We start from the raw sequence: 24,507 nt of genomic DNA, 5'->3' as shown, positions 1-24,507 counted from the left end.
TGCGAGGGGGCCGCCGGAAGGAGGACCGCGCCCCGCCGAGCTCGCCCGCATGCTCGACGTGATCGGGGTCGGCTCGCTGGAGGAGCTCGTCGAGCAGGCCGTACCCGCCTCGATCCGCGAGCAGGCGGGCGACGCGGACCTCCCCGCGCCCGCCGCCGAGCACCGGTCCCTCGCCGAGCTGCGCGCGCTCGCCGGGCGCAACGAGGTGCGCACCCAGATGATCGGCCTCGGCTACTACGGCACGCTGACCCCGCCGGTCATCCGCCGCAACATCCTCGAGAGCCCCGCCTGGTACACCGCCTACACGCCCTACCAGCCGGAGATCTCCCAGGGCCGGCTCGAGGCGCTGCTGAACTTCCAGACGATGGTCGCCGACCTGACCGGGATGGGGCTCGCCAACGCCTCGATGCTCGACGAGTCGACCGCCGCCGCCGAGGCGATGACGCTGGTCCGCCGCGCCGGCCGGGCCAAGACGCCCCGCTTCCTCGTCGACGCCGACACATTCCCGCAGACCATCGCCGTGATCGAGACCCGCGCCGAGCCGCTCGGCATCGATGTCGAGGTCGTCGACCTCGACGGCGGGCTGCCGGAGGGCGAGTTCTTCGGCCTGTTGCTGTCCTATCCGGGCGCGAGCGGCGCGGTCCGCGACCACGCGGCGCTCATCGAGCAGGCCCACGAGCGCGGCGCGCAGGTCGTGGTCGCCGCCGACATCCTCGCGCTGGCGCTGCTGCGCTCGCCCGGCGAGATCGGCGCGGACGTCGTGGCCGGCAGCACCCAGCGCTTCGGCGTGCCGATGGGCTTCGGCGGCCCGCACGCCGGCTACCTCGCCGTCCGCCAGGGCCTCGAGCGCCAGCTGCCCGGCCGGCTGGTCGGCGTGAGCACCGACGCCGACGGCAACCGCGCCTACCGGCTCGCGCTGCAGACCCGTGAACAGCACATCCGCCGGGAAAAGGCCACGAGCAACATCTGCACCGCACAGGTGCTGCTCGCGGTCGTCGCCTCGATGTACGCCGTGTACCACGGACCCGACGGCCTGCGGGCGATCGCGACTCGCGCGCACCGGATGGCCGCCGTGCTCGCCGCGGGCCTGCGGGCCGGCGGCGTGCACGTGGTGCACGACCACTTCTTCGACACCATCACCGTCGACGTGCCCGGCCGGGCGGCCGAGGTCGTGGGCAGCGCACGGGACCGCGGCATCAACATCCGCCAGGTCTCCGCCGACCGGGTCGCGGTCGCCTGCGACGAGACCACCACCCGGGCGGACGTCAAGAAGCTGTGGGCGTCGTTCGGCACCGGCGAGGGTGTCGACACGTCCATCGACGTGGACGTCGACGAGCTGGACGCCGGCACCGACGACGCCTACCCGGCGGAGCTGGCGCGCACGTCGGAGTTCATGACCCACCCGGTGTTCTCTGCGCACCGCTCGGAGACAGCGCTGCTGCGGTACCTGCGCGCGCTGTCCGACAAGGACGTCGCGCTCGACCGGAGCATGATCCCGCTCGGTTCGTGCACGATGAAGCTCAACGCCACCGCGGAGATGGAGCCGATCACCTGGCCCGCCTTCGCCGAGCTGCACCCGTTCGCGCCGGCCTCCGACGCCGCCGGGCTGCTCCAGGTGGTGTCCGATCTGGAGGGTTGGCTCGCGGCGCTCACCGGGTACGACGCGGTGAGCCTGCAGCCCAACGCCGGCAGCCAGGGCGAGTTCGCCGGCCTGCTGGCGATCCGTGCCTACCACCGGTCGAACGGCCAGGGCGCGCGCAACGTCTGCCTGATCCCGGCCTCCGCGCACGGCACCAACGCGGCGAGCGCCGCGATGGCCGGCATGCGTGTCGTGGTCGTCAAGTGCGACGCACAGGGCAACATCGACATGGCACACCTGCGGTCCACTGTGGACGAGCATCGAAACGACCTGTCGTGCATCATGATCACGTACCCGTCGACGCACGGGGTGTACGAGGACACCGTGCGCGAGGTGTGCTCGCTGGTGCACGACGCCGGCGGTCAGGTATATGTGGACGGTGCGAACCTGAACGCGCTGATCGGACTCGCCCGGTTCGGCACGTTCGGCGCGGACGTCTCACACCTGAACCTGCACAAGACGTTCTGCATCCCGCACGGCGGCGGCGGTCCGGGCGTCGGCCCGATCGGCGTCCGGTCGCACCTCGCCGCGTTCCTGCCGAACCACCCGCTGCAGCCGACCGCCGGCCCGGCCACGGGCGTCGGGCCGATCAGCGCGGCGCCGTGGGGGAGCGCGTCGATCCTGCCGATCTCCTGGGCGTACGTGCGGATGATGGGCGCCGCGGGCCTGCGCCGCGCGACGATGACCGCGGTGGCGGCGGCGAACTACGTCGCGGCGCGGCTGGGCTCGCACTACCCGGTGCTCTACTCGGGAGCGCACGGTCGGGTGGCCCACGAGTGCATCCTGGACCTGCGCGGCATCACGAAGTCGACCGGCATCACGGTCGACGACGTGGCGAAGCGGTTGGCGGACTACGGCCTGCACGCGCCGACGATGTCGTTCCCGGTCGCGGGCACCTTGATGGTCGAGCCGACGGAGAGCGAGGACCTGGCGGAGCTGGATCGCTTCTGCGACGCCATGATCGCCGTCCGCCGCGAGATCGACCGCGTCGCGGCGGGCGAGTGGCCGGCGGAGGACAACCCGCTGGTCGGCGCTCCGCACACGGCCGAGTCGATCGCCGGCAAGTGGGACCACCCGTACAGCCGCGAGGAGGCGGCCTACCCGACGGGTGCCACCGGCGCGAAGATCTGGCCGCCCGTCCGCCGCATCGACGGCGCGAAGGGCGACCGCAACCTGGTGTGCTCCTGCCCGCCGATCGAGGCCTACCAGAGCTGACGAACCTCAGCGGCCGGTGATCTGCGCGAGCAGGTCGGTGGCCTCGTGCTCGGAGTACCGAGCCGAGACGACGATCTCGCCACCCGGGATCGCGGACTGGACTTCCGGGGCGGAGATCACCCGGCCGCCGGTGACCATGGCTACCCGCTCACCCACGTGGGCGCCCGTCCAGTCGCCGAACACCCGCGCGTCGCCGTCGGTCAGGCTCAGCACGACCACCCATGAGTTGGTGTACTCCTGGAACTCGGTCGTGGCGCCGGCGAGCTCGGTGATCGTCAGGAACGGCTCCTCCAGCGGGAGCCGCTCACCATCCGGACCGGGCAGCACGGTCACGCCAGAAGCCGGCAGCACGCGAGCCAGCTCCACTGGCTCCTGCAGCTCGATGGGTCCGGACGCATCGACGGGCGAAGAGGTCTGGGGCGACGACGTGCCGGTCCGCTCGGTGCACCCGGACAACGCCAGCAGCAGAACCAGGATCGCCCCCGAGCACCTCACCCGACCTCCAGAACTTCGCACAGCTCGATCAACCGCGTCCGCAACGGCGCCGCCCGCTCGACGAACGACGCCTGCCGGCGCGCGTACTCGGCCCGGCCGGCCGCCGTCTCGACGCGGACCGGATCGTAGCCGAGCGCGCCGAGGTCGTACGGGCTCGCACACATGTCCAGCACCCGGATGTCGTGCGCCAGCTCGAAGCAGTCCGCCACCAGGTCCGACGACACGTACGGGTCGAGCTTGTAGGCCCACTTGTAGAGATCCATCCCCGCGTGCAGACAACCCGGCTGCTCCAGCGCGACCTGGTCGGACCGGGTCGGCTGCACCACGTTCAGCGGCCGCGCCGGGGGAGTGAAGAACCGGAACGCGTCGAAGTGCGTGCAGCGGATCGGCATCGACTCCACAACCTGGTCCGTGCCCGCCGGGCCGAGTCGCAGCGGCCAGTCCGCGTGCCGGACGTCCTCGGACCGGTACACCATCGCCCACTCGTGGAGCCCGAAGCAGCCCAGCCACGGCGTTCGCCCGGCCGACGCCGACAGCAGCGAGCGCACGAACCGTACGGTCGCCAGCCGCTCCGCCGGCAGCGGACCCAGCTCCACCCCGCCCGGCACCGCCCGGTACGCCGGCCACCGCAGGTACTCCCGCGCGTCCGCCAGCACCACGCCCGGCCCCGGATGCCAGCGCCGCAACCGGGACGGGCGGTGCGAGTAGTACGTGAACAGGAAGTCCAGCACCGGATGGCGGGTGCCGGTGGATCGCCGCTCCCGCACCGGATCCGTCCAGCGCCGCACCCGCGCCACGTGCGCGTCGCGGCGGCCCTGCCAGTCCGAAGTGGACAGAAGGACGGCCGCGGTCATGTCTCCGGGTCCGTGTGGGTCGCGTCCCGCACGGTGCCGACGTACTCCTCGACCAGGTCCTCCAGCGCGACCACACCGAGCACGGTCCGGTCCGCCGCCACCGCCTTCGCCACGTGGCTCTGCGCCCGGCGCAGCGCCGCGAGCGCCTCGTCCAGCCGCGAGTCCGCGGGGATCTCCGGCAGGCCGCGCACCCGGTGGTAGGGCACCGGCGTCGCCGGTTCCGCGTCCGCCTGGTCCAGCACGTCCTTCACGTGCAGGTAGCCGTTGAGCCGTCCGTTCGGCATGCGAACCGGGAAGCGGGAGAACCCGGTCCGGGCGACGGCCTCCTCGATGTCGCCCACCGTCGGCGGGTGCGGCACGGTCTCCACCTCGGCGAGCGGCACCAGCACCTCGGCCACCGTCCGCTCGGCCGACGACAGCGTCTTCGTGAGCCGGCGGTGCTCGGCCAGGTCCAGCAGCCCCTCGGCGCGCGAGTCGGCGATGAGTGTCGCCAGCTCCTCCGGCGTGTGCGCGCTCTCGATCTCGTCCTTCGGCTCGACCTTGAACAGCCGCAGCACGCCCTTCGCGCCCAGGTTCAGCACCCAGATCACCGGGTGGATCAGCCGGATCCAGCCGACCAGCACCGGCGTCAGCAACACCGCGGTCCGCTCCGGCTCGGCGATCGCGATGTTCTTCATGACCATCTCGCCGAGCACGATGTGCAGGATCGACACCACCACCAGCGACACCGCGAACGCCAGCGGGTGCAGCAGCGCCGCCGGCAGGTCCAACGGGTGCAGCACGAACTCGAGGAACTCGGCCAGCGTCGGCTCGCCCAGCGCGCCCAGCCCGATCGTGCACACCGTGATGCCCAGCTGCGCGCCGGCCAGGATCTCCGACGTGCGCTCGGCCGCCCGCATAACGATCCGCGCTCGCTCGACACCCTGGTCCGCCAGCGCCTCCAGCCGGTCGCGGCGGGCGCTGACCAGGGCGAACTCCGCGCCCACGAAGAACGCGTTCGCGGCGAGCAGGAGCACCGCGATCGTGACCGCAACGCCGCCCGTCACCGTGCCGCCCCCTGTCGTCCCTGTGACGTCGGTTCGCTCGCAAGCTCACTCACGGCGACACCACCTCCGCGGTCTCGGGCAGCTTCGCCACCCGCAGCTCCGCGACCCGGTGCCGGTCCATCCGCATGACCGTGATCCGCCAGCCGTCGATGCGCACCTCGTCGTTGACCTCCGGGACGCGGCCGAGCCTGGTCAGCACCAGGCCGGCCAGCGTCTCGTAGTCGCCCTCGGGCATCCGGAACCCGGTCGCGTCCGCGAGCTCGTCGTCGCGCAGCAGGCCGGAGACCATCCAGCTGTCCCGACCGAGCGGGCGTACGGGGTTGACCTCGCCCCGGTCGTGCTCGTCGCGCACGTCGCCGACGATCTCCTCGACCAGGTCCTCCAGCGTCACGAGGCCCGCGGTGCCGCCGTACTCGTCGAGCACGATCGCGAGCTGCAGGCCGGAGCTGCGCAGCCGGTCGAGCAGCGTGTCGCCGTCGAGGCTCTCCGGCACGATCTGCGCGGGCAGCATGATCGAGCTCACCGGCGCGTCCGCGCGCTTCGGTGCAGGCACACTGAACGCCTGCTTGACGTGCACCACGCCGCGCACGTCGTCGAGATCGCCCTCGTGCACGGGGAAGCGGGAGTACCCGGTGCGCCGGGTCAGCTCGATGAGGTCGCCGACCGTCGCGTCCGTCGGCAGCGACTCGACCTGCACGCGCGGGGTCATCAGCTCGCCGGCCGTGCGCTCGCCGAACCGCAGCGAGCGGTTCAGCAGCACCGCGGTGCCCGGATCGAGCGTGCCGCGCTCCGCGCTCGTGCGCACGAGCGAGTCCAGCTCCTGCGGCGAGCGCGCCGAGGCCAGCTCGTCGGCCGGCTCCACGCCGAGCCGCCGGACCAACCAGTTGGCCCACGCGTTCAGCATGTCGATGAACCAGCGCAGCGACGCGGAGAACAGCGCCTGCGGGCCGGCGACCGCACGGGCGGTGGGCAGCGGCCGGGAGATCGCGAGGAACTGCGGCACCAGCTCGCCGAACAGCATGGAGATCAGGTTCGCGAGCAGCAGCGCGATGATCACCGCGATCGCGTGGGCCGCCGCGACCGGCACGGACAGCGCGGACAGCAGCGGCGTGAACCAGCCGGCGATGATCGGCTCGGCGATGAAGCCCATGGTCAGCGTGGTGATCGTGATGCCGACCTGTGCGCCGGAGAGCTGGAACGACAGCGTCCGGTGCGCCTGGTGCACCCGCTTGGCACGCGCGTCGCCGACCTGCCGCAGGTGGTTGTCGACCTGGCTGCGCTCGAGCGCGGTGAGGGAGAACTCAGCGGCGACGAAGATCGCGGTGCCGGCCGTCAACGCGACGACGGCCAGCACGCCGAGCACATCGAGGAGTACGCCGGTCATCCGAGGTCACCCGCGAGCGGGTTGGTATGGCAGCCGGGGTCATCGCCCGGCCCGGTACTGCAGCCGGGAGACTGTGCGCCGCGCACTGAGGGGTCACTCCTCGCGAATCAGTGGTCTTCTGGTGACCCCGTTCAGTGTATCGGTCAGGGCTTGCCCGAGGGATCGCGGCCGAGCATCGCGACCAGGCGTGTCCGTGGATCCGCGTCCCCTGGCACCGGCACCGCGTCGGCGAACATCGACGTGCCCCGCCACCAGTCGATCCGCGGCTCGACGTACTCGATCACCGCCGTGGCCAGGTCCTCCTCGATGCCGGCCTCGAGGCCCAGCGCGGTGGCCAGGTCCCAGCCGTGGACGACGAGGTCGGTGGTCATCTGCCAGCAGTAGTCGGCGCCGTCCGTGTCGCCGCCGAAGCTCAGGTGCACGACCTTGACCAGCACACCCGGCTGCAGCCACGCGGCGCGCGCGGCCTGCGAGGACTCGGTCCAGGCGTGCATCGGGTCGTCCTCGAGCACGTCGCCGTCGTACTTGTCGCCGACCTCGGGAACGGTCTTGCCGGCCAGCAGGTCGGGCACCCAGAGCTGCTCGCTGACGAGGTGTCTCACCAGGTCACGCACGGTCCACTCGGCGCAGGGGGTGGGGAAGTCCCAGTCCCCGACGCCGATCCGGTGCATGGCGCGGTCGAACACCTCCATGGCGCGGCCGTGGACATCGAGAAGATCCATACCTCCAGGATCCCCCTAGCGCCGCGGCCCCGCGCGCCGCACCGAGGACTCCACCAGGTCCAGCACCGGCTCGAGGTCGTCGGCCGGCAGGCCCATGGCGAGGTGCGAGACCAGACCCTCCAGCACGAGCTCGAGGTAGGACGTGAGGACGCTCACATCGATGTCGTCGCGCAGGTTTCCGGCATCCCGCTGCCGCTCCAGGCGCTGGCGAGTCGCGATCGTCAGCTGCTCGGACCGCTCCGCCCAGCGGGCCCGGAACTCCGGGTCGGTGCGCAGCCGGCGGGAGAGCTCCAGCCGGCTGCCGAGCCAGTCCGCACCGTCCTGTGTGGACAGTAGGTCGCGCATCACCTGGACGAGGCCCTCCCGGGCGACCACGTCTGCCATCCGGTGCGCGTCGTCCTCCGCCAGCGCCAGGAACAGCGACTCCTTGTCCCGGAAGTGGTGGAAGATCGCGCCGCGGGACAGCCCGGTGGCCTCCTCGAGCCGGCGGACCGTGGCGCCCTCGTAGCCGTAGCGCGCGAAGCACACGCGGGCGCCGTCGAGGATCTGCGCGCGCCGCGCTTCGAGGTGGTCCTGGCTGACCCGTGGCATCGGTCGATCGTGGCAGCCGTCCGGTTTCGATGCAATCCGTACGTACGTACTGTGGCCGCTCTCGGTGGCGTCTCGGTCGCCGCCCGTTCGCTGTCACGTCTTTGTCGGTGGGCGCGTGTAGCGTCGATTTCGACCTAGGGGAAGGGAGGATCTGGTGACCTCTTTGCCACCAATACCAGGAAGTTCGCAAGTTATCGAGCCCTACCGCCACCGCCTGTCCGACCGCGTGGAGGCGGAGGCCTACGTCGCTTCGGTCTGCTTCAAGCACGGCCCGCCACGACTCACCGGTGTCGAGCTGGAATGGATCGTCCATCACGAGGACGATCCGCGGCGGCCACTCGACGCGGACCGGCTCTCCGCCGCCCTGGGGGCCTACGCGCCCCGCACGTTGAACAAGGACAGTCCACAGCTACCTCTTCCGGCCGGCTCGCCGCTCACTCTGGAGCCCGGCGGCCAGGTCGAGATCTCCGCCCTTCCCCAGGCCTCGCTGACCGAGCTGTTCGCCGCCGTCACCGACGACCTGACGTTTCTCAGCGAGCTGCTCGCCGCCGCCGGCTTCGTGCTCGGCGACACGGCCACCGACCCGCACCGAACGCCTCGGCGCCTGCTCGACACGCCGCGCTACGCGGCCATGGAGCAGGTGTTCGAGCCGATCGGGCCGCACGGGCTCACGATGATGTGCGCGACCGCCGGTCTGCAGGTCTGCCTCGACGCCGGCGAGCTCGACACACTGCCCGCCCGGTGGACCGCGGTCACCGCGCTCGGCCCGGTGCTGGTGGCCGCGTTCGCCAACTCCCCGAACCTCGAGGGCCGCGCGACGGGATGGGCATCGGCCCGGATGCGTGCCGTGCTCGGCACCGACCCACCGCGCAGCTCACCGTCGGCGATCGTCGCCGACCCGGTCGCCGACTGGGCGCGCCGGGTCCTCGACACGCCGGTGCTGTGCGTGCGCGGCGACGGCGACCGCTGGGCCACGCCGCACGGCATGACCTTCGCCGACTGGCTCGCCAGACCGGAGCGGCCGACGACCGACGACCTCGACTACCACCTGACCACGATGTTCCCGCCCGTGCGCCCGCACGGCTACCTGGAGGTTCGCTATCTCGACGCCCAGCGCGGCAACGACTGGGTGACCCCGGTCGCGCTGCTTGCCGCGCTGCTGTCGACGCCGCGCACGGTCGACGCCGTGCTCGACGCGTGCCTACCGGTCGGCGACCGTTGGTTACCCGCGGCCAGGGACGGCCTGGCCGACCGCGCGCTAGCCATGGCGGCCGCGCAGGTGCTCGACCTGGGCGCCCGCGCCCTGCCGGGCATGGGCCTCGGCCACGACCTGACCGAGGCCATCCTCGCCGACCTGGACCGCCTACCGCAGAGGAGCACGGCATGACCCCGATCGTCGACGCGGCCGACGCCGGCACCGAGGCACTGCGCACGCACGTCGCGGAGCTGCTGCGCCGGGCCAGGGACCGCAGCGTCGCGCTCACCGACGCGGTGGACGACGACGATCTGGTGCGCCAGCACTCCAAGCTCATGTCGCCGCTGGTCTGGGACCTCGCGCACATCGGCAACCAGGAGGAGCTCTGGCTGGTGCGCGACGTCGGCGAGCGCGAGCCGGTGCGCAGCGACATCGACGAGCTGTACGACGCGTTCCAACACCCGCGCGCCGACCGCCCCGCGTTGCCGCTGCTCAACCCGGCCGAGGCGCGCGCCTATGTCGGACAGGTTCGGGACAAGGTGTTCGACATCCTCGAACGCAGCCCGCTGGAGGGCCGCCGGCTCGTCCACGACGGTTTCGCGTTCGGCATGATCGTCCAGCACGAGCAGCAGCACGACGAGACGATGCTGGCCACCCACCAGCTGCGCAGGGGAGCGCCGGTGCTGCACGCGCCGCAGCCTCCGCCGGGCCGTCCGCTGCCGGCGCCGGAGGTCCTGGTCCCGGCCGGGTCGTTCGCGATGGGCACCTCCATCGACCCGTGGGCGCTGGACAACGAGCGGCCCTCGCACGAGGTGCACGTCGACGCGTTCTTCATCGACACGGCTCCGGTCACGAACACCGCCTACGCCGAGTTCATGGCGGCCGGCGGCTACGACGACGAGCGCTGGTGGAGCACCGAGGGCTGGGCCTACCGAGTCAAGGCCGACCTGACCGCGCCCCGGTTCTGGGTGCGGGACGGCGACCGGTGGCTGCGCGACAGGTTCGGCGTGGTGGAGCCGATCCCGCCGGACGAGCCGGTGGTGCACGTCTGCTTCTACGAGGCGCAGGCGTACGCCGCGTGGGCGGGCAAGCGGCTGCCCACCGAGCCCGAGTGGGAGAAGGCCGCCCGGTTCGACCCGGCCACCGGCCGCTCGCGCCGCTTCCCGTGGGGCGACGAGGATCCCGGCCCGGAGCACGCCAACTTCGGCCAGCGGCACCTGTCGCCGGCGCCGGTCGGCGCGTACCCGGCGGGCGCGTCGCCGAGCGGGGTGCACCAGCTGATCGGCGACGTCTGGGAGTGGCTGGACTCCGACTTCCACGGCTATCCCGGGTTCCAGGCGTTCCCGTACCGGGAGTACTCGGAGGTGTTCTTCGGCAGCGACTACAAGATGCTGCGCGGCGGCTCGTTCGGAACCGACTCGGCGGCGTCCCGGGCCACGTTCCGCAACTGGGACTACCCGATCCGGCGGCAGATCTTCGCCGGCTTCCGGTGTGCCCGCGACGCGTCGCCTCCGGAGCTCGGCTAGCGGATGTGCCGACATATCGCCTACCTCGGTGAGCCGATCCGGCTGGCCGAGCTGTTGCTGACGCCCGCGAACTCGCTGCTGCGACAGTCGTGGTCGCCGCGGGACATGCGCGGCGGGGGCACGGTGAACGCCGACGGCTTCGGCATCGGCTGGTACACCGAGTCCTCGCCCGAGCCCGCGCTGCTGCGCCGTGCCGTTCCGATGTGGACGGATACGGCGCTGCCGCGGCTCGCCGAGGAGGTCCGGTCGGGCGCGGTGTTGGCCGCCGTCCGCTCGGCCACCGTCGGCATGCCGGTGGTGGAGACCGCGGCGGCGCCGTTCGCGGCCGGCCGGTGGTTGTTCAGCCACAACGGCGTGGTGCGCGGGTGGCCGTCGTCGGTGGCCGCGCTGGCTTCGACCTTGCCGGTGGAGGCGCTGCTGACGATGGACGCGCCGACCGACGCGGCGCTGTTGTGGGCGTTGCTGCGGCACCGCCTGGCCGCGGGCGACAAGCCGGCCGACGCGATGGCCGCACTGGTCGCCGAGGTCGAGGCGGCGGCGCCCGGCTCGCGGCTGAACCTCTTGCTGACCGACGGCACGGTGGTCGTCGGTACCAGTTGGACTCATTCCCTGTGGGTCGGCGAGCGCGGCTCGTCGGTCGTCGTGGCCTCCGAGCCGTACGACGACGACCCCGGGTGGCGCGAGGTGCCCGACCGGCACCTGGTCGTCACCACTCTGTCCACAGTGGACATCACCAGGATCGGAGATCGATGAGCGACGTTGATGTGACCGTGCACCTGACCCCGGACGACATCGTCAGGGGCCTGCGGTCGGACGTCCGCACGGGACTGACGGCGACCCCGAAGGCCCTGCCGCCGAAGTGGTTCTACGACGCGCGGGGGAGTGAGCTGTTCGAGCAGATCACCCGGCTGCCGGAGTACTACCCGACCCGCGCCGAACGGGAGATCCTGGCCGCCCGCTCGCCCGAGATCGCGGCGGCGACCGGCGCCACCACGTTGGTCGAGCTCGGCTCGGGCTCGTCGGAGAAGACCCACCTGTTGCTCGAGGCGTTGCACCGGCACGGCTCGCTGCGCGAGATCGTGACGCTGGACGTGTCCGAGTCGGCGCTGCGCGACGCGGCGTCGACGCTGGCCGCGACCTACGACCCGGTGTCGGTGCACGGGGTGGTAGGCGACTTCACCCAGCACCTGGCGCTGCTGCCGGGCACGCCGGCTCGGCTGGTGGCGTTCCTGGGCGGGACGATCGGGAACCTGGTGCCGGCCGAGCGGGAGAAGTTCCTGTCCGGGGTGCGCGACGTGCTCGAGGACGGGGAGTGGCTGCTGCTGGGCACCGACCTGGTCAAGTCGCCCGACGTGCTGGTCCGGGCCTACGACGACGCGGCCGGCGTGACCGCGGAGTTCAACCGGAACGTGCTGCACGTGCTCAACCGCGAACTGGCCGCCGACTTCGACGTGGCGTCCTTCGAGCACGTCGCCGTGTGGAACGAGGCGGAGCAGTGGATCGAGATGCGCCTGCGAGCCACCCGCGCGATGGAGGTGCACGTCCCGGTCGTGGGCCTGACGGTCCGGTTCGTCGAGGGCGAGCAGCTGCGCACCGAGGTCTCGTCGAAGTTCCGCAAGGACCGGGTCGAGACCGAGCTGGCCGACGCGGGCTTCGAAATCCAACACTGGTGGACCGACAGCCAGTCCCGCTTCGGCGTGTCCCTCTCGAAGGCGGTGGCCAGGTAGGGCGCGGCCCTACTTTCGGACGTGGCCAACTGCAGTAGCCGAATCACCCAATTCGCCGATATCACAGATCATCACATTGTGTGAGTCTTCCGTCGGTGCAGTGACGCTTCGTCGCTCCAGGTCGGGAGAAGGGTACAGCCGTGTCTCAGAGATCTACACGGTCGGTGAAGCGGGGGGCCACCCTGGTGGCGGCCTTGGTCACCGGAGTGGTCGGGCTGGTTGTCCCGACCAGCTCCGCCGCGGCCGCACCGACCCCCAAGGCACCTGCTCCTGTCGTGTGGGAGCAGTGCCCGGCCAACGAGCTCACCGGGGTCCCGCCGGCCGAGCTGCCGCTGTACAGCTGTGCCGACTACGTCGTCCCGCTCGACCACGAGCGGCCCAAGCTCGGCACGATCAACATCGCGCTCATGCGCCGTGCCGCGCTCGACCAGGCCAACCGCGTCGGCTCGCTGTTCCTCAACCCGGGCGGCCCGGGCGGCAGCGGCTTCCGGATGCCCACCGCCGGCGCCCGCATCTTCGAGCCCGAGGTGCTCGACCGCTTCGACCTGATCGGCTTCGACCCGCGCGGCGTCGCCCGCAGCACCCCGCTGCGCTGCTTCGCCACGCAGGAGGACGCCGACGACGTCTTCGGGCGGATGCACCCGCTGCCGGTCACCGGCCCGCAGGAGAGCACCACGATCAAGGCCTACAAGGACTACGGCAAGTTCTGCGGGCGCTTCGCCGGCCCGCTGATCGACCACATGTCCACCGAGGACGTCGCCCAGGATCTCGACATGCTGCGCGGCGCGGTCGGCGACAAGAAGCTGACCTTCGTCGGCTTCTCCTACGGCACGATGCTCGGCGCGACGTACGTCAACATGTTCCCGAAGAAGGCCCGGGCGATCATCCTCGACGGCAACGTCGACCCGAAGCTGCGGGTCAACGACGGTGTCGAGTACGACCGGCAGCGAACCGACGGCGGCTTCCAGTACGCGCTGGACAACTACCTCATCCGCTGCGACGAGGACCCCGACTGCGCGTTCGCCGGTGACGCCCGGCAGAAGTTCACCGAGCTGCACGACTACCTGCGCGAGGTCGGTCCGATCACGCTGCCCGACGGCACCGTCGCCGACGAGGCCGCGGTGATCGGCGTTACGGCGAGCGTGCTGTACAACCCGGCCGACTTCGCCCCGCTGGCCGAGCTGCTGCAGGAGCTGTACGACGCGAGCCACCCGTCGGCGGCCGCGCGCACGGCGATGACGGTGTCGACCGCCGAGGTGAAGGCGCTGATGGCCAAGGCGCCGCTGGCCAAGATGGACATCTGGCCCGACTCGCCGTACGCCAGCGACGACTCCTACCTCGCGGTGAACTGCTCGGACAAGCCGTTCAACAACACGATCGGCGAGGTGCCGCGCATCGCGGACAAGTGGGAGCGGCAGATCCCGGACTTCGGGCGCTACCTCGCCTGGGGTGACCCGGCGGGCTGCCCGGTGTGGCCGGTCAAGGACGCGGACGCCTACCGCGGCCCGTGGAACCACCGCACCGCCACCCCGGTGCTGCTGTTCGGCAACTACTACGACCCGGCGACGCAGTACGAGTTCTCGAAGCGCATGTCCAGGCAGCTCGGCAACGCGCGCCTGGTCAGCGTCGACTCGTTCGGCCACTGCATCCTGGGCGACAGCAGCTGCACCGACCGGATCGCGGCGGACTACCTGATCGACCTCGAGGTGCCCGGCCCGGGCACGGTCTGCCACCCGGATGTGCAGCCGTTCCCGTCCCAGCAGTAGCTCAGCAACAGGAGCGGCCGGCGAGCGATCTGCTCGCCGGCCGTTTTGTCGGTGCCCTCCGGCACAGTGCCGAACATGATGTGGCACGACCTTCCCTACCAAGGCCCGTTCGACCTCACCGCCAGCACGCGGTTCCTGGAGGGGTTCGCTCCCGCGGCCCGCCCGGACGCCGCCGCCTCGGCCGGCGAGTTACGGCTGGCCTTCCCGGCCGCGCCGAGCTGGCGCCCGGTGGGCGTGCTGGTCCGGCAGGCCGAGCCGGACGGTCCGGTCCGTGCCCGCGTGTTCGCCGACCCGGCAGACATCGACGCCGCGCTCGAGCAGGTCCGGCGGATGCTGTCCCTCGACGTCGACGGCGCCGGTTTCGCCGCGGTCGGCGCCCGCGACCCGGTAGTGGCGCAGCTGCAGCGGCGCTATCCCGGCCTGCGTCCGGTCGCGTTCCACTCGCCGTACGAGGCCGCGTGCTGGGCGATCATCAGCCACCGGTTCGGAATCCTGCAGGCGTCCCGGGTGAAACAGCAGCTGGCCGAACGGTTCGGTGAGCCGGTCGACGTGGCCGGTGTCCAGCTGCCGACGTTCCCCGGACCGGGCGCGTTGCCGGAGCGGGTGCCGTTGGTGAGTGCGCTGAAGAGCGAGAGACTGCACGCGGTGGCCGAGGCCGCGCTCGCCGGCCGGCTCGACGCGGCGGCGCTGCGGGCGCTGCCGCTAGACGAGGCGATCACGCGGCTGCGGGAGCTGCCGGGCATCGGTCCGTTCTCCGCGGAGCTGGTCCTGCTGCGTGGTGCCGGGCACCCGGACGGCTTCCCGACCGCGGAGGCCCGGCTGCACGACGAGATGGCCCATGCCTACGGTCTGGCCGAGCCGGCGGTCGCCGACCTGGCGCGTGTCGCCGAGAGCTGGCGGCCGTACCGGACGTGGGTGGCGGTGCTGCTGCGCGTTCGCCGCGAGGAGGAGACGAACGAGATCGCGACCGGCCGAAGGGCACAACGATGACTGTCGAGAGTTACGTGACCTCCGCGGACGGCACCCGAATCGCCTACGAGCGCACGGGCAGTGGCCCGCCGGTCGTCCTGGTGGGCGGCGGCCTCGACGACGGCGCCGAGAACGCCCCGATCGCGCCGGAGCTGGCCGGCGAGTTCACGGTGGTCAACTACGCCCGCCGCGGGCGGGCCGGCAGCGGCGACACCCCGCCGTACGCGCTGGCACGCGAGTTCGAGGACCTGGCCGCACTGATCGCCATGGTGGGCGGTCGGGCGCACCTGTTCGGCGCGTCGTCGGGTGGCGGCTTGGCGCTGGAGGCCGCGGCCGCGGGCCTGCCGGTCGACCGGGTCGCGGTGTACGAGGTCCCGTACTTCGTGGCGGACGACCAGCTACTGCAGTGGCGGGAGTACGTGGTGAACCTCCAGGCGCTGCTGGCCGAGGGCCGCCGCGACGAGGCGCTGGAGCTGTTCATGCGCCTGGCCGGTTCGTCCGAAGAGGACATCGCAAGGGCGAGAAGCGCCCCGGTTTGGCCGTCACTGCGCACGTTGGCCCCAACACTGGCCCACGACGCCGCCTGCCTGGGCGACGGCCACCCACCGCCCCGATTAGCCGAGATCACCCGGCCGACCCTGATCCTGACGGGCGACAACCCGTTCTTCCACGACGCCGCAACCGCGATCGCCAAGACCGTCCCAAACGCACAACGCGAGACCCTGGCAGGCCAGGGCCACGTAGCCGACCCAACGAGACTGGCCCCGACATTGTCCCGCTTCTACCACGCGAGCTGACCACCGAGGCTGACGCCGCAGGTGACCGCTACCCGAACCGGCAGCCACCACGGCGGGTCGAAGGCATGACCGGCGGCGACTGCCGTGGTTGCTGTCGCGGCGAGGTGCTCTGCTTCCCGACCGGCGACACCTGCGCCGCGATGCCGGGGACAGCTGTCCCCGGGCGGATGCCGTGTGCCTGACCGGCGGGGGCGGTGGCTGGGGCGCGGTGTGTCGGTCGCCTGAGCGGGCGGGCTGTCATGGCGGGCGCTGGTCGTCGACACGACGGTGCGGTCTCTGCGGATGCTGCCGGCTCGGGCGGCCGTCGCGGTGCTGGCCAGCGGTGGCTGTAGGCGGGATGCCGAGTGGTCCGAAGTGGTGGCCGGGCAGCAGGGCCACTGGCTGCTGCCGCGAGCGTTGTTCGCCAGGGCAGGGCCGCCGGCAGGCACCTTGGCCGCTGGCGGCGTGCGCCAAACCTGCCCGCGCGCCGCCTGGTGTCGGCCGCCGTGGCCGGACGCCCGCGTTCGCGCCGGGTCGCCGTGGCTTCGGTCTGCCTGCAGACAAGAACATGGTGGGTCGTCGAGGCGGTACTCGGCGACCCACCACGGGTCCACTCAGGAAGGAGGGTCAGTTCTGGAGCATCTTGCGCAGCACGTACTGCATGATGCCGCCGTTGCGGTAGTAGTCCGCCTCGCCCGGGGTGTCGATGCGGACCACGGCCTCGAAGTCCACAGTGGACCCATCCGCGCGGGTGGCGGTCACCGGGACCGTGCGGGGGGTGTCGCCCTCGTTCAGTGCGGTGACGCCCTTGATGTCGTATGTCTCCGTGCCGTCGAGGCCCAGCGACGATGCCGTCTCGCCCGTCGGGAACTGCAGCGGCAGCACGCCCATGCCGATCAGGTTCGACCGGTGGATCCGCTCGAACGACTCGGCGATCACCGCCCGCACCCCAAGGAGGGAGGTGCCCTTCGCTGCCCAGTCGCGTGACGAGCCCGAGCCGTACTCCTTGCCGGCCAGCACGACGAGCGGGATGCCCTCGGCGGCGTAGGCCTGCGCGGCGTCGTAGATCGTCGTCTGCGAACCGTCGTCGAGGAAGTTGCGGGTGAAGCCGCCCTGGACATCGTCCAGCAGGAGGTTGCGCAGGCGGATGTTGGCGAACGTGCCGCGGATCATGACCTCGTGGTTGCCACGCCGGGAACCGTAGGAGTTGAAGTCCCGCCGCTCCACGCCGTGCGACGTCAGATACTTCCCGGCGGGGGAGTCCTGCTTGATCGCGCCGGCCGGCGAGATGTGGTCGGTCGTCACCGAGTCGCCCAGCAGGGCGAGTACACGCGCGCCCGCCACATCGGACACCGGCGACGGCTCGACGCCCATACCCTCGAAGTACGGCGGCTTGCGCACGTACGTCGAGTCCGCGTCCCACTCGAACGTGTTGCCGGTGGGCGTCGGCAGCGACTGCCAGCGCTCGTCGCCGGCGAAGACGTCCGCGTAGTCGGTCGAGAACATCTCCGACGAGATCGCCGAGGCCACCACGTCCTGGATCTCCTGCGGCGAGGGCCAGATGTCGGACAGGTACACCGGCTCGCCGTCCGACCCGGTGCCCAGCGGCTCGGTCGTGATGTCCTTGTCCATGGACCCCGCGAGTGCGTACGCGACCACCAGCGGCGGTGAGGCGAGGTAGTTCATCTTGATGTCCGGGTTGATCCGGCCCTCGAAGTTGCGGTTGCCGGACAGCACGGAAACGACCGCGAGGTCGGCGTCGTTGACGGCAGCGGAGATCTCGTCCTGCAGCGGGCCGGAGTTGCCGATGCACGTGGTGCAGCCGTAGCCCACCAGGTGGAAGCCCAGCTTCTCCAGGTACGGCAGCAGCCCCGCACGCTCGTAGTAGTCCATGACCACCTTGGACCCCGGCGCCAGCGTCGTCTTCACCCACGGCCTGCGCTGCAGTCCACGGTCGACGGCCTTCTTCGCCAGCAGCGCCGCGCCGATCATCACCGATGGGTTGGACGTGTTGGTGCACGAGGTGATCGCGGCGATCGCGACCGCGCCATGGTCGATCTCGAAGGTGGCGCCGTCCAAGGTCACCGAGGTCGGCTTGCTCTGCCGGCCTTCGGCGCCCGCCGCGGCCGACTGGTAGTCGAAGGACTGACCGCCGCCGTTGTCGCCCGAGCCGTACGCGGGTGCGTCCGAGGCCGGGAACGACTCGTCACTCGCCTCGTCCACAGTGGACCCGGGGACCGCGGGCGCGTCGCTCGTGTAGGAACTCAGTGCCCCGCGGAACGCGGACTTCCCGTCCGACAGGGCGATCCGGTCCTGCGGCCGCTTCGGCCCGGCGATCGACGGGACCACAGTGGACAGATCGAGCTCGAGCGTCTCCGAGTAGGCCGCCTCCTGCGACGGCTCGTGCCACAGGCCCTGCTCCTTGGCATACGCCTCGACCAGCGCGACCTGCTCGTCGGACCGCCCGGTGAACCGGAGGTAGTCGATGGTCTCGCCGTCGATCGGGAAGATCGCGCACGTGGAGCCGAACTCCGGGCTCATGTTGCCGATCGTGGCCCGGTTGGCGAGGGGCACCGCGGACACGCCCGAGCCGTAGAACTCGACGAACTTGCCGACCACGCCGTGGTTTCGCAGCATCTCGGTGATCGTCAGCACCAGGTCGGTCGCGGTCGCCCCGGCCGGCAGCTCGCCGTTCAGCTCGAACCCGACCACCCGCGGGATCAGCATCGACACCGATTGGCCGAGCATCGCGGCCTCGGCCTCGATCCCGCCGACGCCCCAGCCGAGCACGCCCAGCCCGTTGACCATCGTGGTGTGGCTGTCGGTGCCGACCAGCGTGTCCGGGTAGGCCTGGCCGCCCCGCGTCATCACCACGCGCGCGAGGTGCTCGATGTTCACCTGGTGCACGATGCCGGTGCCCGGCGGCACGACCTTGAACTCGTCGAAGGCGCTCTGCCCCCAGCGCAGGAACTGGTAGCGCTCCTTGTTGCGCTCGTACTCGAGGTCGACGTTGCGCTCGAACGCGTCCGGCCGGCCGAAGATGTCCGCGATCACCGAGTGGTCGATCACCAGCTCGGCCGGCGCCAGCGGGTTGACCTTCGACACGTCGCCGCCGAGCTCGGTCACCGCCTCGCGCATCGTGGCGAGGTCGACCACGCACGGCACGCCGGTGAAGTCCTGCATCACCACGCGCCCCGGCGTGAACTGGATCTCCGTCGAGGGCTCCGCGTTCGGATCCCACCCGGCGAGCGCGCGGACGTGGTCGGCGGTGATGTTGGTGCCGTCCTCGGTGCGCAGCAGGTTCTCGAGCAGGATCTTCAGGCTGTAGGGCAGGCGTTCGGATCCGGTGACGGCGTCAAGCCGGAACACCTCGTGCGAGGCGTCCCCAACGGAAAGCGTGTGGCGGGCGCCGAAGCTGTCCTTGCTTGCTGGTGCGGTCACATCCAACTCCATCCGGCCTGGTGCGTCTGTTCGGGAACGGCTCCTCGACTCAAACAGTACGCTTGTCCTGTATTCATCGCCAAGGAGGGTCGCCAACATGCTGCACCACGTCCAGGTAGCCGCACCCACAGGCAGTGAAGATCGCCTACGAAAGTTCTACGCGGGCGTGCTCGGCTGGGTCGAGCTGGACAAGCCACCGCTGCTCGCCGAGCGCGGCGGCTGCTGGTTCCGGGTCCCCGGCCGCGGCGGCCCGGACGCGGAGCTGCATATCGGCATCGAGGAGGATTACCGCCCCGCCCGCAAAGCACACCCCGCGTTCGTGGTCGATGTCGACGCCACCGCGGCCGCGGTCGAGGCGGCCGGCCACCCCGTCCGCTGGGCCGACCCGGCCGAGATCCCGGGCCGCCGCCGCTTCCACACCGACGACCCGGTCGGCAACCGCCTGGAGTTCCTCGAGGGCTGAGACAAACGGGTTGAGGACGGGCTGACATGACGGTGGCCCGGCACCGCGAGGGTGCCGGGCCACCGGAGGAGAACCAAGCGGCTACGACTGCGTGATCAGCGCGATGACGTCCTCGGGGGTGAGGTCGCTCATCGCGGACAGGCCCAGCTCCGTGTAGGTCCGCAGTGGGCTGACGTACCACTTGCCGTCGAACTCGGTGGCGACCACGCCGGTGTTCTTCATCAGGCCGGACGCCAGGTTGGTCAGCGCCTGCTGCATCTCAGGGCTCATGCTGCTGTTGCCCATCTCGGCCGCGAAGTCGTCGGCGCACAGCCGCTCGCTCTGGCCCTCGCCATCGGCGGTGTAGCAGTCGCCGTCCTTCTTGACGTTGTACGTCTCGCCCTCGGCGACGACCTCGACCTCGGACAGCATCACCTTCATGCCGCCGGTCGACGCGTCGGTCACGTCGGTCTCGAGCTTGGTGACCTCGACCTGTGTCCGCGGCGCGGGGCCCATCTCCTCGAGCAGGGCCGGGCCGGCGTCGTGCATCGCGCCCATCTCGTCCGGCGGCAGCAGTTCGATCGCGCGCTCGGCGTCGCTGTTGATCGCGGCCTGCACCATCTCCTTGACCGCGCCCTCGGCGTCGTCGGCGCCGTTGTTCGCGATCGACTCCTTCGGCCACTCCTTGCCGGCTTCCGCCAGCGCGTAGTCGGCGATCGTATAGAAGAGGCTCGGGTACCACTTGCCGTCGATGTTGACCGTGGCGATGCGGATCGGCTCGCCGCCGTTGTCCCGCACGGCGTCGGCGATGTCGATCGTCTCGTCGGTCGGCTCGGCGTTCGCGATCTCCGGGAACGCCGCGTCGAGGAACTCCTTGGTGAACGGCAGCTTGTTCACGTCGGACTGCACGGACACCGTGCCGCCGATGAGCTTGGTGATGGTCAGGTGGTCGTTGACCTTCTCCGGCTTCTTGTCGTACTTGAGGTTCTTGGCCTCGACCTTCCCGGCCTGCAGGTCCTCCGGCTGCGCGGAGTCCTTGAAGACCTTCAGCTCCTTGAGCCGCTCGGTGGCTGGGTGTTGAAGTCGATCAGGATCTGGGACTCGGCGGGCGACAGGCTCTCCAACACGCCGAGCACGTCACCCTGGCTGAGGCTGTTGACCAGGTTCGTCGCCGCCTCGTCCGGGTTGGCCTTGCCGGCGTCGTCCTGGCTGCTGCGGTTGAGCACGAAGAACGTCGCGGCCACGCCGACCGCGACGACGAGGACGGCGGCGATCGCACCGATGATCGGGCCGCGGCGGCTCTTGCGCGGCGGCTGCGGCGCGCCGAGCCCGCCGTAGTTCGGCTGACCGTAGCCCATCGGAGGCTGCTGACCGGGCGGGAAGCCCTGCTGCTGCGTGGGCTGCTGGTAGCCGCCCTGCTGCGGGTAACCCTGCTGCGGGTAGGCCGGCTGCGCGTAGCCGCCCTGCTGCGGGTAGCCCTGCGGATAGCCGCCCTGCTGCGGGTACCCGCCCTGAGCGGGGAGCGGGCCGCTCCCCGGCTGGTTCGGGTCGTTCGGCTGCCACTGGCCGCCTGATCCTGGATAGGTCACGGTTCCCCTCCTACGTCTCCGGTCGCGCCGCTGCGCTGGCCGGCGAAGATGCCTACGCCACCGATCACGGTCAGTACGGACCCGATCAGCATGGTGATTGGACCGGCCCCGGCGATGCCGAGGCCTACGTCCTCGCCACCGCTTAGGACGGTCGCGGTAGCAGCGATGGTTCCGCAGATTATCGCCAGAATGGTCGAAATCGTTGCGGCGGTGCGGCGAAATCCGAGTGCATGGCCGACGACACAGAGCGTGAGCGCCGGGATGATCATCGTCCAGCCGTCGAGGACCAGCTCGAGTGGGTTTCCGTCGAGCGCCCGTACCGTGCGGACCACGCTGATCGACTCGTAGCTGTCCCGCAGCACCGAGCCGGAGACGACCCACGGCAGGAACGTGCCGACCGCGACGAGCAGCGCGCCGACGGCCGCGACACCCGCGGCGGCCGTGCCCAGCCGGGTGCGGACGCGGGTCGGGCTCCTGGTCGGCACGCGGCACATCGTTACAGATCGTGATTCACCGCAGCTCGGGGCCCTTCGCCGGCCACGCTGCGTGTTGCTGTCGTGTTCGAAGGGATGAATGTTGTCTACGAGTAGCACGCTTCTGGTGTTGCGGCTGGTGCATAACGAGTCGAAAGTGGCACAGTGGCCCGGTGGTAGCAGTGCCGAGATGGTTGGGCGCCGCGTCGCGGGTGGCCGTCGCCAGCGTCGTGCTGGTCGTGACCCTGGGGGCGGGCACCGCGGTCGCCGTGCCGCCGCCCCCGCCCAACCCCGGCGACGACGAGATCGCCGGCAGCCGGGCGAAGGCGGACGCGGAGGCCACGCGAGTCGGTCGGCTGACCAACCAGGTGGCGCAGGCCGAGGCACAGCTCATCCAGCTGCAGTCCGACGTCGAGCTGAAGATGGAGGACGCCAACAAGGCACTGGTCGACCTGCAGACCGCCCGGGACGAGGCGGCGCAGGCCAAGGCGGACGCGAACGCGGCGCGCGCGGCCGCCAACAGCGCGGCGCGGTCGATCACCGACGCCCGCAAGGACCTCGACGAGTTCGCCGCCGGCAGCTACAAGCAGGGCAGCACGATCGGCTCGATGTCGGCCTACATCGGCGCGAAGTCCCCCGAGGACCTGCTGGCCCGCGCGCAGCTGCTCAACGCGGTCGGCGACAGTCAGCTCGACGCGCTCGACAGCATGGAGGTCGCGCGGACCGACAAGGCCAACAAGGACTCCGCGGCCCGCGCCGCGCTCGCGCTGGCGAACCGCAAGGAGGACCGGGCCCAGTCGGCGAAGGTGGCGGCTGACGCGGCCACCGCGGCGGCGCAACAGGCCCAGCAGGACGGTCTCGCGGCGACCCAGCAGGTGCAGGCGCGCAAGTCGGCGGCGGAGTCTCAGCTGACGGCCGCGCAGGCGTCGGTCTCCGGACTGGAGAACCAGCGGGAGCGCTACAACGACTGGCTCGCGGCGAAGCGGCGCGAGGACGCGGCGAACGCCCAGCAGGCCTCCGGCGGCGGTGGTGGGGGCGGCGGTGGTGGCGGGTCGGTCTCGCTGCCCTCCGGCGGTTCGGTGCGCTCGGTGATCAACCGGGCGCTGTCCCAGCTCGGCATGCCCTACGCGTGGGGAGGCGGCAACGCCTACGGCCCGACCCACGGCATCCGGGACGGCGGCGTCGCGGACATGCACGGCGACTACAACAAGGTCGGCTTCGACTGCTCCGGCCTGATGATCTACGCCTTCGCCGCGGCGGGGTACCAGCTGCCGCACTACAGCGGCTACCAGGCGCACTCCGGCCCGCGGGTGCCGCTGAGCCAGAAGCGCCCCGGGGACATGCTGTTCTGGGCGAGCGGCGGGCGGATCCACCACGTGGCGCTCTACATCGGCAACGAGCAGATGGTGGAGGCGCCGTACTCGGGCTCGTACGTGCGCATCGCGCCGGTCCGCTACGGCGGCATCGTCTCCTATGCCACGCGCCTCCTCTAGGGGGTCTTCACAGCGGTCACACCAGCATTCGGGTTCGCTGTTCGTTGGGGAACCTGACGCTGTACCAAGGAGGTTGGTAGTGACCGAGCCGGCTGAGTCGGTGAACGGATCCGGGTCCGAGCCAAGTACGCCCGCCCGTGACGCACAGCTGCTCGAGCGCACCGTGTTCGAGGTCAAACGGGTCATCGTCGGACAGGACCGCCTGGTGGAGCGGATGCTCGTCGGCCTGCTGTCCAGGGGCCACCTGCTCCTCGAGGGCGTCCCCGGCGTGGCCAAGACCCTCGCCGTCGAGACGTTCGCCAAGGTCGTCGGCGGGTCGTTCACCCGCGTGCAGTTCACCCCGGACCTCGTGCCCGCCGACATCCTCGGTACCCGCATCTACCGCCAGGGCAGCGAGCGGTTCGACGTCGAGCTCGGTCCGGTGGTGGCCAACTTCGTGCTCGCCGACGAGATCAACCGCGCGCCGGCGAAGGTGCAGTCCGCCATGCTCGAGGTGATGGCCGAGCGGCACGTGTCCATCGGTGGGAAGACCTTCCCGATGCCCGACCCGTTCCTCGTCCTCGCCACCCAGAACCCGATCGAGAACGAGGGCGTCTACCCGCTGCCCGAGGCGCAGCGCGACCGGTTCCTGTTCAAGATCATCGTGGACTACCCGACCGCCGAGGAGGAGCGGGAGATCGTCTACCGGATGGGCGTGACGGCGCCGGAGCCGCAGCAGGTGCTGAGCCCGGCCGAGCTGGTCCGCCTCCAGGGCGTCGCCTCGCAGGTCTTCGTCCACCACGCGCTCGTCGACTACACCGTCCGGGTCGTGCTGGCCACCCGCACGCCGCTGGAGCACGGTCTCACCGACGTCGCCGGCTGGGTCGCCTACGGCGCCTCGCCGCGCGCGAGCCTCGGCATCGTCGCCGCCGCGCGGGCGCTCGCGCTCATCCGCGGCCGCGACTACGTGCTCCCGCAGGACGTGGTGGACGTGATGCCGGACGTGCTGCGCCACCGGCTGGTGCTGTCCTACGACGCGCTCGCCGACGGCGTCCCCCTCGACCACATCATCTCCCGGGTGCTGCAGACCGTGCCCCTGCCGCAGGTCTCCGCCCGGCCGCAGTCGGGTGGTGTCCAGCCTCCGCCGGTCGGAGTGGCCGGCAGGTCGTGAAGGACAAGCGCGAG

21 protein-coding genes are annotated in these 24,507 nt (G+C 71.2%); 11 read left to right on the top strand and 10 right to left on the bottom strand.

The features are described from left to right. Positions 1-2,854 (top strand): aminomethyl-transferring glycine dehydrogenase (gene gcvP, locus ACRDSK_RS01675; RefSeq protein WP_431438051.1); only part of this gene is annotated, 2,854 nt, incomplete at its 5' end. Between the two features lie 6 nt (positions 2,855-2,860). On the opposite strand, the gene ACRDSK_RS01670 is transcribed toward gcvP, so the two are convergent. The 6 genes from ACRDSK_RS01670 to ACRDSK_RS01645 all read right to left on the bottom strand — a co-directional run bounded on the left by ACRDSK_RS01670 (position 2,861) and on the right by ACRDSK_RS01645 (position 7,946). Then, on the bottom strand, positions 2,861-3,349 hold the full coding sequence (locus ACRDSK_RS01670; RefSeq protein WP_431438050.1) for a SecDF P1 head subdomain-containing protein: 489 nt from the start codon (positions 3,347-3,349) through the stop codon (positions 2,861-2,863). Then, entirely contained in the window at positions 3,346-4,203 is an 858-nt protein-coding gene (locus tag ACRDSK_RS01665; RefSeq protein WP_431438049.1) for a 3-methyladenine DNA glycosylase, read from the bottom strand. Before ACRDSK_RS01665 ends, ACRDSK_RS01670 begins: the two co-directional genes overlap by 4 nt. Then, entirely contained in the window at positions 4,200-5,249 is a 1,050-nt protein-coding gene (locus ACRDSK_RS01660; RefSeq protein WP_431438048.1) for a hemolysin family protein, read from the bottom strand. The genes ACRDSK_RS01665 and ACRDSK_RS01660 overlap by 4 nt, the downstream gene beginning before the upstream one ends. A 49-nt stretch (positions 5,250-5,298) precedes the next feature. After that, the gene (locus ACRDSK_RS01655) at positions 5,299-6,633 is read right to left on the bottom strand and encodes a hemolysin family protein (RefSeq protein WP_431438047.1); all 1,335 of its coding nucleotides are present in this window, start codon (positions 6,631-6,633) and stop codon (positions 5,299-5,301) included. 143 nt (positions 6,634-6,776) lie between these two features. Then, on the bottom strand, positions 6,777-7,355 hold the full coding sequence (locus tag ACRDSK_RS01650; protein WP_431438046.1) for a TIGR03086 family metal-binding protein: 579 nt from the start codon (positions 7,353-7,355) through the stop codon (positions 6,777-6,779). 15 nt (positions 7,356-7,370) lie between these two features. Further along, positions 7,371-7,946, bottom strand: coding sequence for a TetR/AcrR family transcriptional regulator (locus tag ACRDSK_RS01645; protein ID WP_431438045.1), 576 nt, complete (start codon positions 7,944-7,946; stop codon positions 7,371-7,373). A 154-nt stretch (positions 7,947-8,100) separates the two neighbouring features. Between ACRDSK_RS01645 and egtA the strand changes: the two genes are divergently transcribed. From egtA to ACRDSK_RS01610, 7 genes are all read left to right on the top strand, one after another. Next, a complete protein-coding gene (egtA, locus tag ACRDSK_RS01640; RefSeq protein ID WP_431438044.1) occupies positions 8,101-9,333 on the top strand; it encodes an ergothioneine biosynthesis glutamate--cysteine ligase EgtA in 1,233 nt (410 codons plus the stop codon). Continuing rightward, a complete protein-coding gene (gene egtB, locus ACRDSK_RS01635; protein ID WP_431438043.1) occupies positions 9,330-10,667 on the top strand; it encodes an ergothioneine biosynthesis protein EgtB in 1,338 nt (445 codons plus the stop codon). The genes egtA and egtB overlap by 4 nt, the downstream gene beginning before the upstream one ends. A 3-nt stretch (positions 10,668-10,670) precedes the next feature. Next, a complete protein-coding gene (gene egtC, locus ACRDSK_RS01630; RefSeq protein ID WP_431438042.1) occupies positions 10,671-11,420 on the top strand; it encodes an ergothioneine biosynthesis protein EgtC in 750 nt (249 codons plus the stop codon). Continuing rightward, on the top strand, positions 11,417-12,394 hold the full coding sequence (egtD, locus tag ACRDSK_RS01625) for an L-histidine N(alpha)-methyltransferase (protein WP_431438041.1): 978 nt from the start codon (positions 11,417-11,419) through the stop codon (positions 12,392-12,394). The genes egtC and egtD overlap by 4 nt, the downstream gene beginning before the upstream one ends. 185 nt (positions 12,395-12,579) lie before the next feature. Continuing rightward, the gene (locus ACRDSK_RS01620) at positions 12,580-14,160 is read left to right on the top strand and encodes an alpha/beta hydrolase (protein WP_431438040.1); all 1,581 of its coding nucleotides are present in this window, start codon (positions 12,580-12,582) and stop codon (positions 14,158-14,160) included. A 75-nt stretch (positions 14,161-14,235) separates the two neighbouring features. Beyond that, entirely contained in the window at positions 14,236-15,150 is a 915-nt protein-coding gene (locus tag ACRDSK_RS01615) for a DNA-3-methyladenine glycosylase family protein (protein ID WP_431438039.1), read from the top strand. Beyond that, positions 15,147-15,926, top strand: coding sequence for an alpha/beta fold hydrolase (locus tag ACRDSK_RS01610; RefSeq protein WP_431438038.1), 780 nt, complete (start codon positions 15,147-15,149; stop codon positions 15,924-15,926). Before ACRDSK_RS01615 ends, ACRDSK_RS01610 begins: the two co-directional genes overlap by 4 nt. A 606-nt stretch (positions 15,927-16,532) precedes the next feature. Here the strand turns inward: ACRDSK_RS01610 and ACRDSK_RS01605 are convergent. Next, positions 16,533-19,346, bottom strand: coding sequence for an aconitate hydratase (locus ACRDSK_RS01605; RefSeq protein WP_431438037.1), 2,814 nt, complete (start codon positions 19,344-19,346; stop codon positions 16,533-16,535). A 97-nt stretch (positions 19,347-19,443) separates the two neighbouring features. On the opposite strand from ACRDSK_RS01605, the gene ACRDSK_RS01600 reads away from it, so the two are divergent. Then, positions 19,444-19,809: a VOC family protein gene (locus tag ACRDSK_RS01600; RefSeq protein WP_431438036.1), complete on the top strand. Its 366-nt coding sequence runs from the start codon at positions 19,444-19,446 to the stop codon at positions 19,807-19,809. Between the two features lie 81 nt (positions 19,810-19,890). On the opposite strand, the gene ACRDSK_RS01595 is transcribed toward ACRDSK_RS01600, so the two are convergent. The 3 genes from ACRDSK_RS01595 to ACRDSK_RS01585 form a co-directional block, all read right to left on the bottom strand. After that, positions 19,891-20,703, bottom strand: coding sequence for a hypothetical protein (locus tag ACRDSK_RS01595; RefSeq protein ID WP_431438035.1), 813 nt, complete (start codon positions 20,701-20,703; stop codon positions 19,891-19,893). A gap of 131 nt (positions 20,704-20,834) precedes the next feature. Continuing rightward, positions 20,835-21,377 carry a hypothetical protein gene (locus tag ACRDSK_RS01590; protein ID WP_431438034.1) on the bottom strand — a complete coding sequence of 181 codons (543 nt, stop codon included), beginning with the start codon at positions 21,375-21,377 and terminating at the stop codon, positions 20,835-20,837. Next, positions 21,374-21,862, bottom strand: a complete 489-nt coding sequence (locus ACRDSK_RS01585; RefSeq protein ID WP_431438033.1) for a hypothetical protein — start codon at positions 21,860-21,862, stop codon at positions 21,374-21,376. Before ACRDSK_RS01585 ends, ACRDSK_RS01590 begins: the two co-directional genes overlap by 4 nt. A 161-nt stretch (positions 21,863-22,023) precedes the next feature. On the opposite strand from ACRDSK_RS01585, the gene ACRDSK_RS01580 reads away from it, so the two are divergent. Both ACRDSK_RS01580 and ACRDSK_RS01575 read left to right on the top strand, forming a co-directional pair. Next, entirely contained in the window at positions 22,024-23,343 is a 1,320-nt protein-coding gene (locus ACRDSK_RS01580; RefSeq protein WP_431438032.1) for an NlpC/P60 family protein, read from the top strand. Positions 23,344-23,416: 73 nt separating this feature from the next. After that, positions 23,417-24,493 carry an AAA family ATPase gene (locus ACRDSK_RS01575; protein WP_431438031.1) on the top strand — a complete coding sequence of 359 codons (1,077 nt, stop codon included), beginning with the start codon at positions 23,417-23,419 and terminating at the stop codon, positions 24,491-24,493. Positions 24,494-24,507: the final 14 nt, after the last annotated feature.

Source organism: Actinophytocola sp., assembly GCF_050699915.1.
Lineage (GTDB): Bacteria > Actinomycetota > Actinomycetes > Mycobacteriales > Pseudonocardiaceae > Actinophytocola.
This window is presented reverse-complemented; position numbering and strand designations above follow the sequence as displayed.

Bases quoted from the DNA above. Each gene is read 5' to 3' on its own strand.
- ACRDSK_RS01665 (WP_431438049.1), bottom strand. From the start codon at position 4,203: ATGACCGCGGCCGTCCTTCTGTCCACTTCGGACTGGCAGGGCCGCCGC.
- ACRDSK_RS01655 (WP_431438047.1), bottom strand. From the start codon at position 6,633: ATGACCGGCGTACTCCTCGATGTGCTCGGCGTGCTGGCCGTCGTCGCG.
- ACRDSK_RS01650 (WP_431438046.1), bottom strand. From the start codon at position 7,355: ATGGATCTTCTCGATGTCCACGGCCGCGCCATGGAGGTGTTCGACCGC.
- ACRDSK_RS01645 (WP_431438045.1), bottom strand. From the start codon at position 7,946: ATGCCACGGGTCAGCCAGGACCACCTCGAAGCGCGGCGCGCGCAGATC.
- egtB (WP_431438043.1), top strand. From the start codon at position 9,330: ATGACCCCGATCGTCGACGCGGCCGACGCCGGCACCGAGGCACTGCGC.
- egtC (WP_431438042.1), top strand. From the start codon at position 10,671: ATGTGCCGACATATCGCCTACCTCGGTGAGCCGATCCGGCTGGCCGAG.
- egtD (WP_431438041.1), top strand. From the start codon at position 11,417: ATGAGCGACGTTGATGTGACCGTGCACCTGACCCCGGACGACATCGTC.
- ACRDSK_RS01615 (WP_431438039.1), top strand. From the start codon at position 14,236: ATGATGTGGCACGACCTTCCCTACCAAGGCCCGTTCGACCTCACCGCC.
- ACRDSK_RS01610 (WP_431438038.1), top strand. From the start codon at position 15,147: ATGACTGTCGAGAGTTACGTGACCTCCGCGGACGGCACCCGAATCGCC.
- ACRDSK_RS01600 (WP_431438036.1), top strand. From the start codon at position 19,444: ATGCTGCACCACGTCCAGGTAGCCGCACCCACAGGCAGTGAAGATCGC.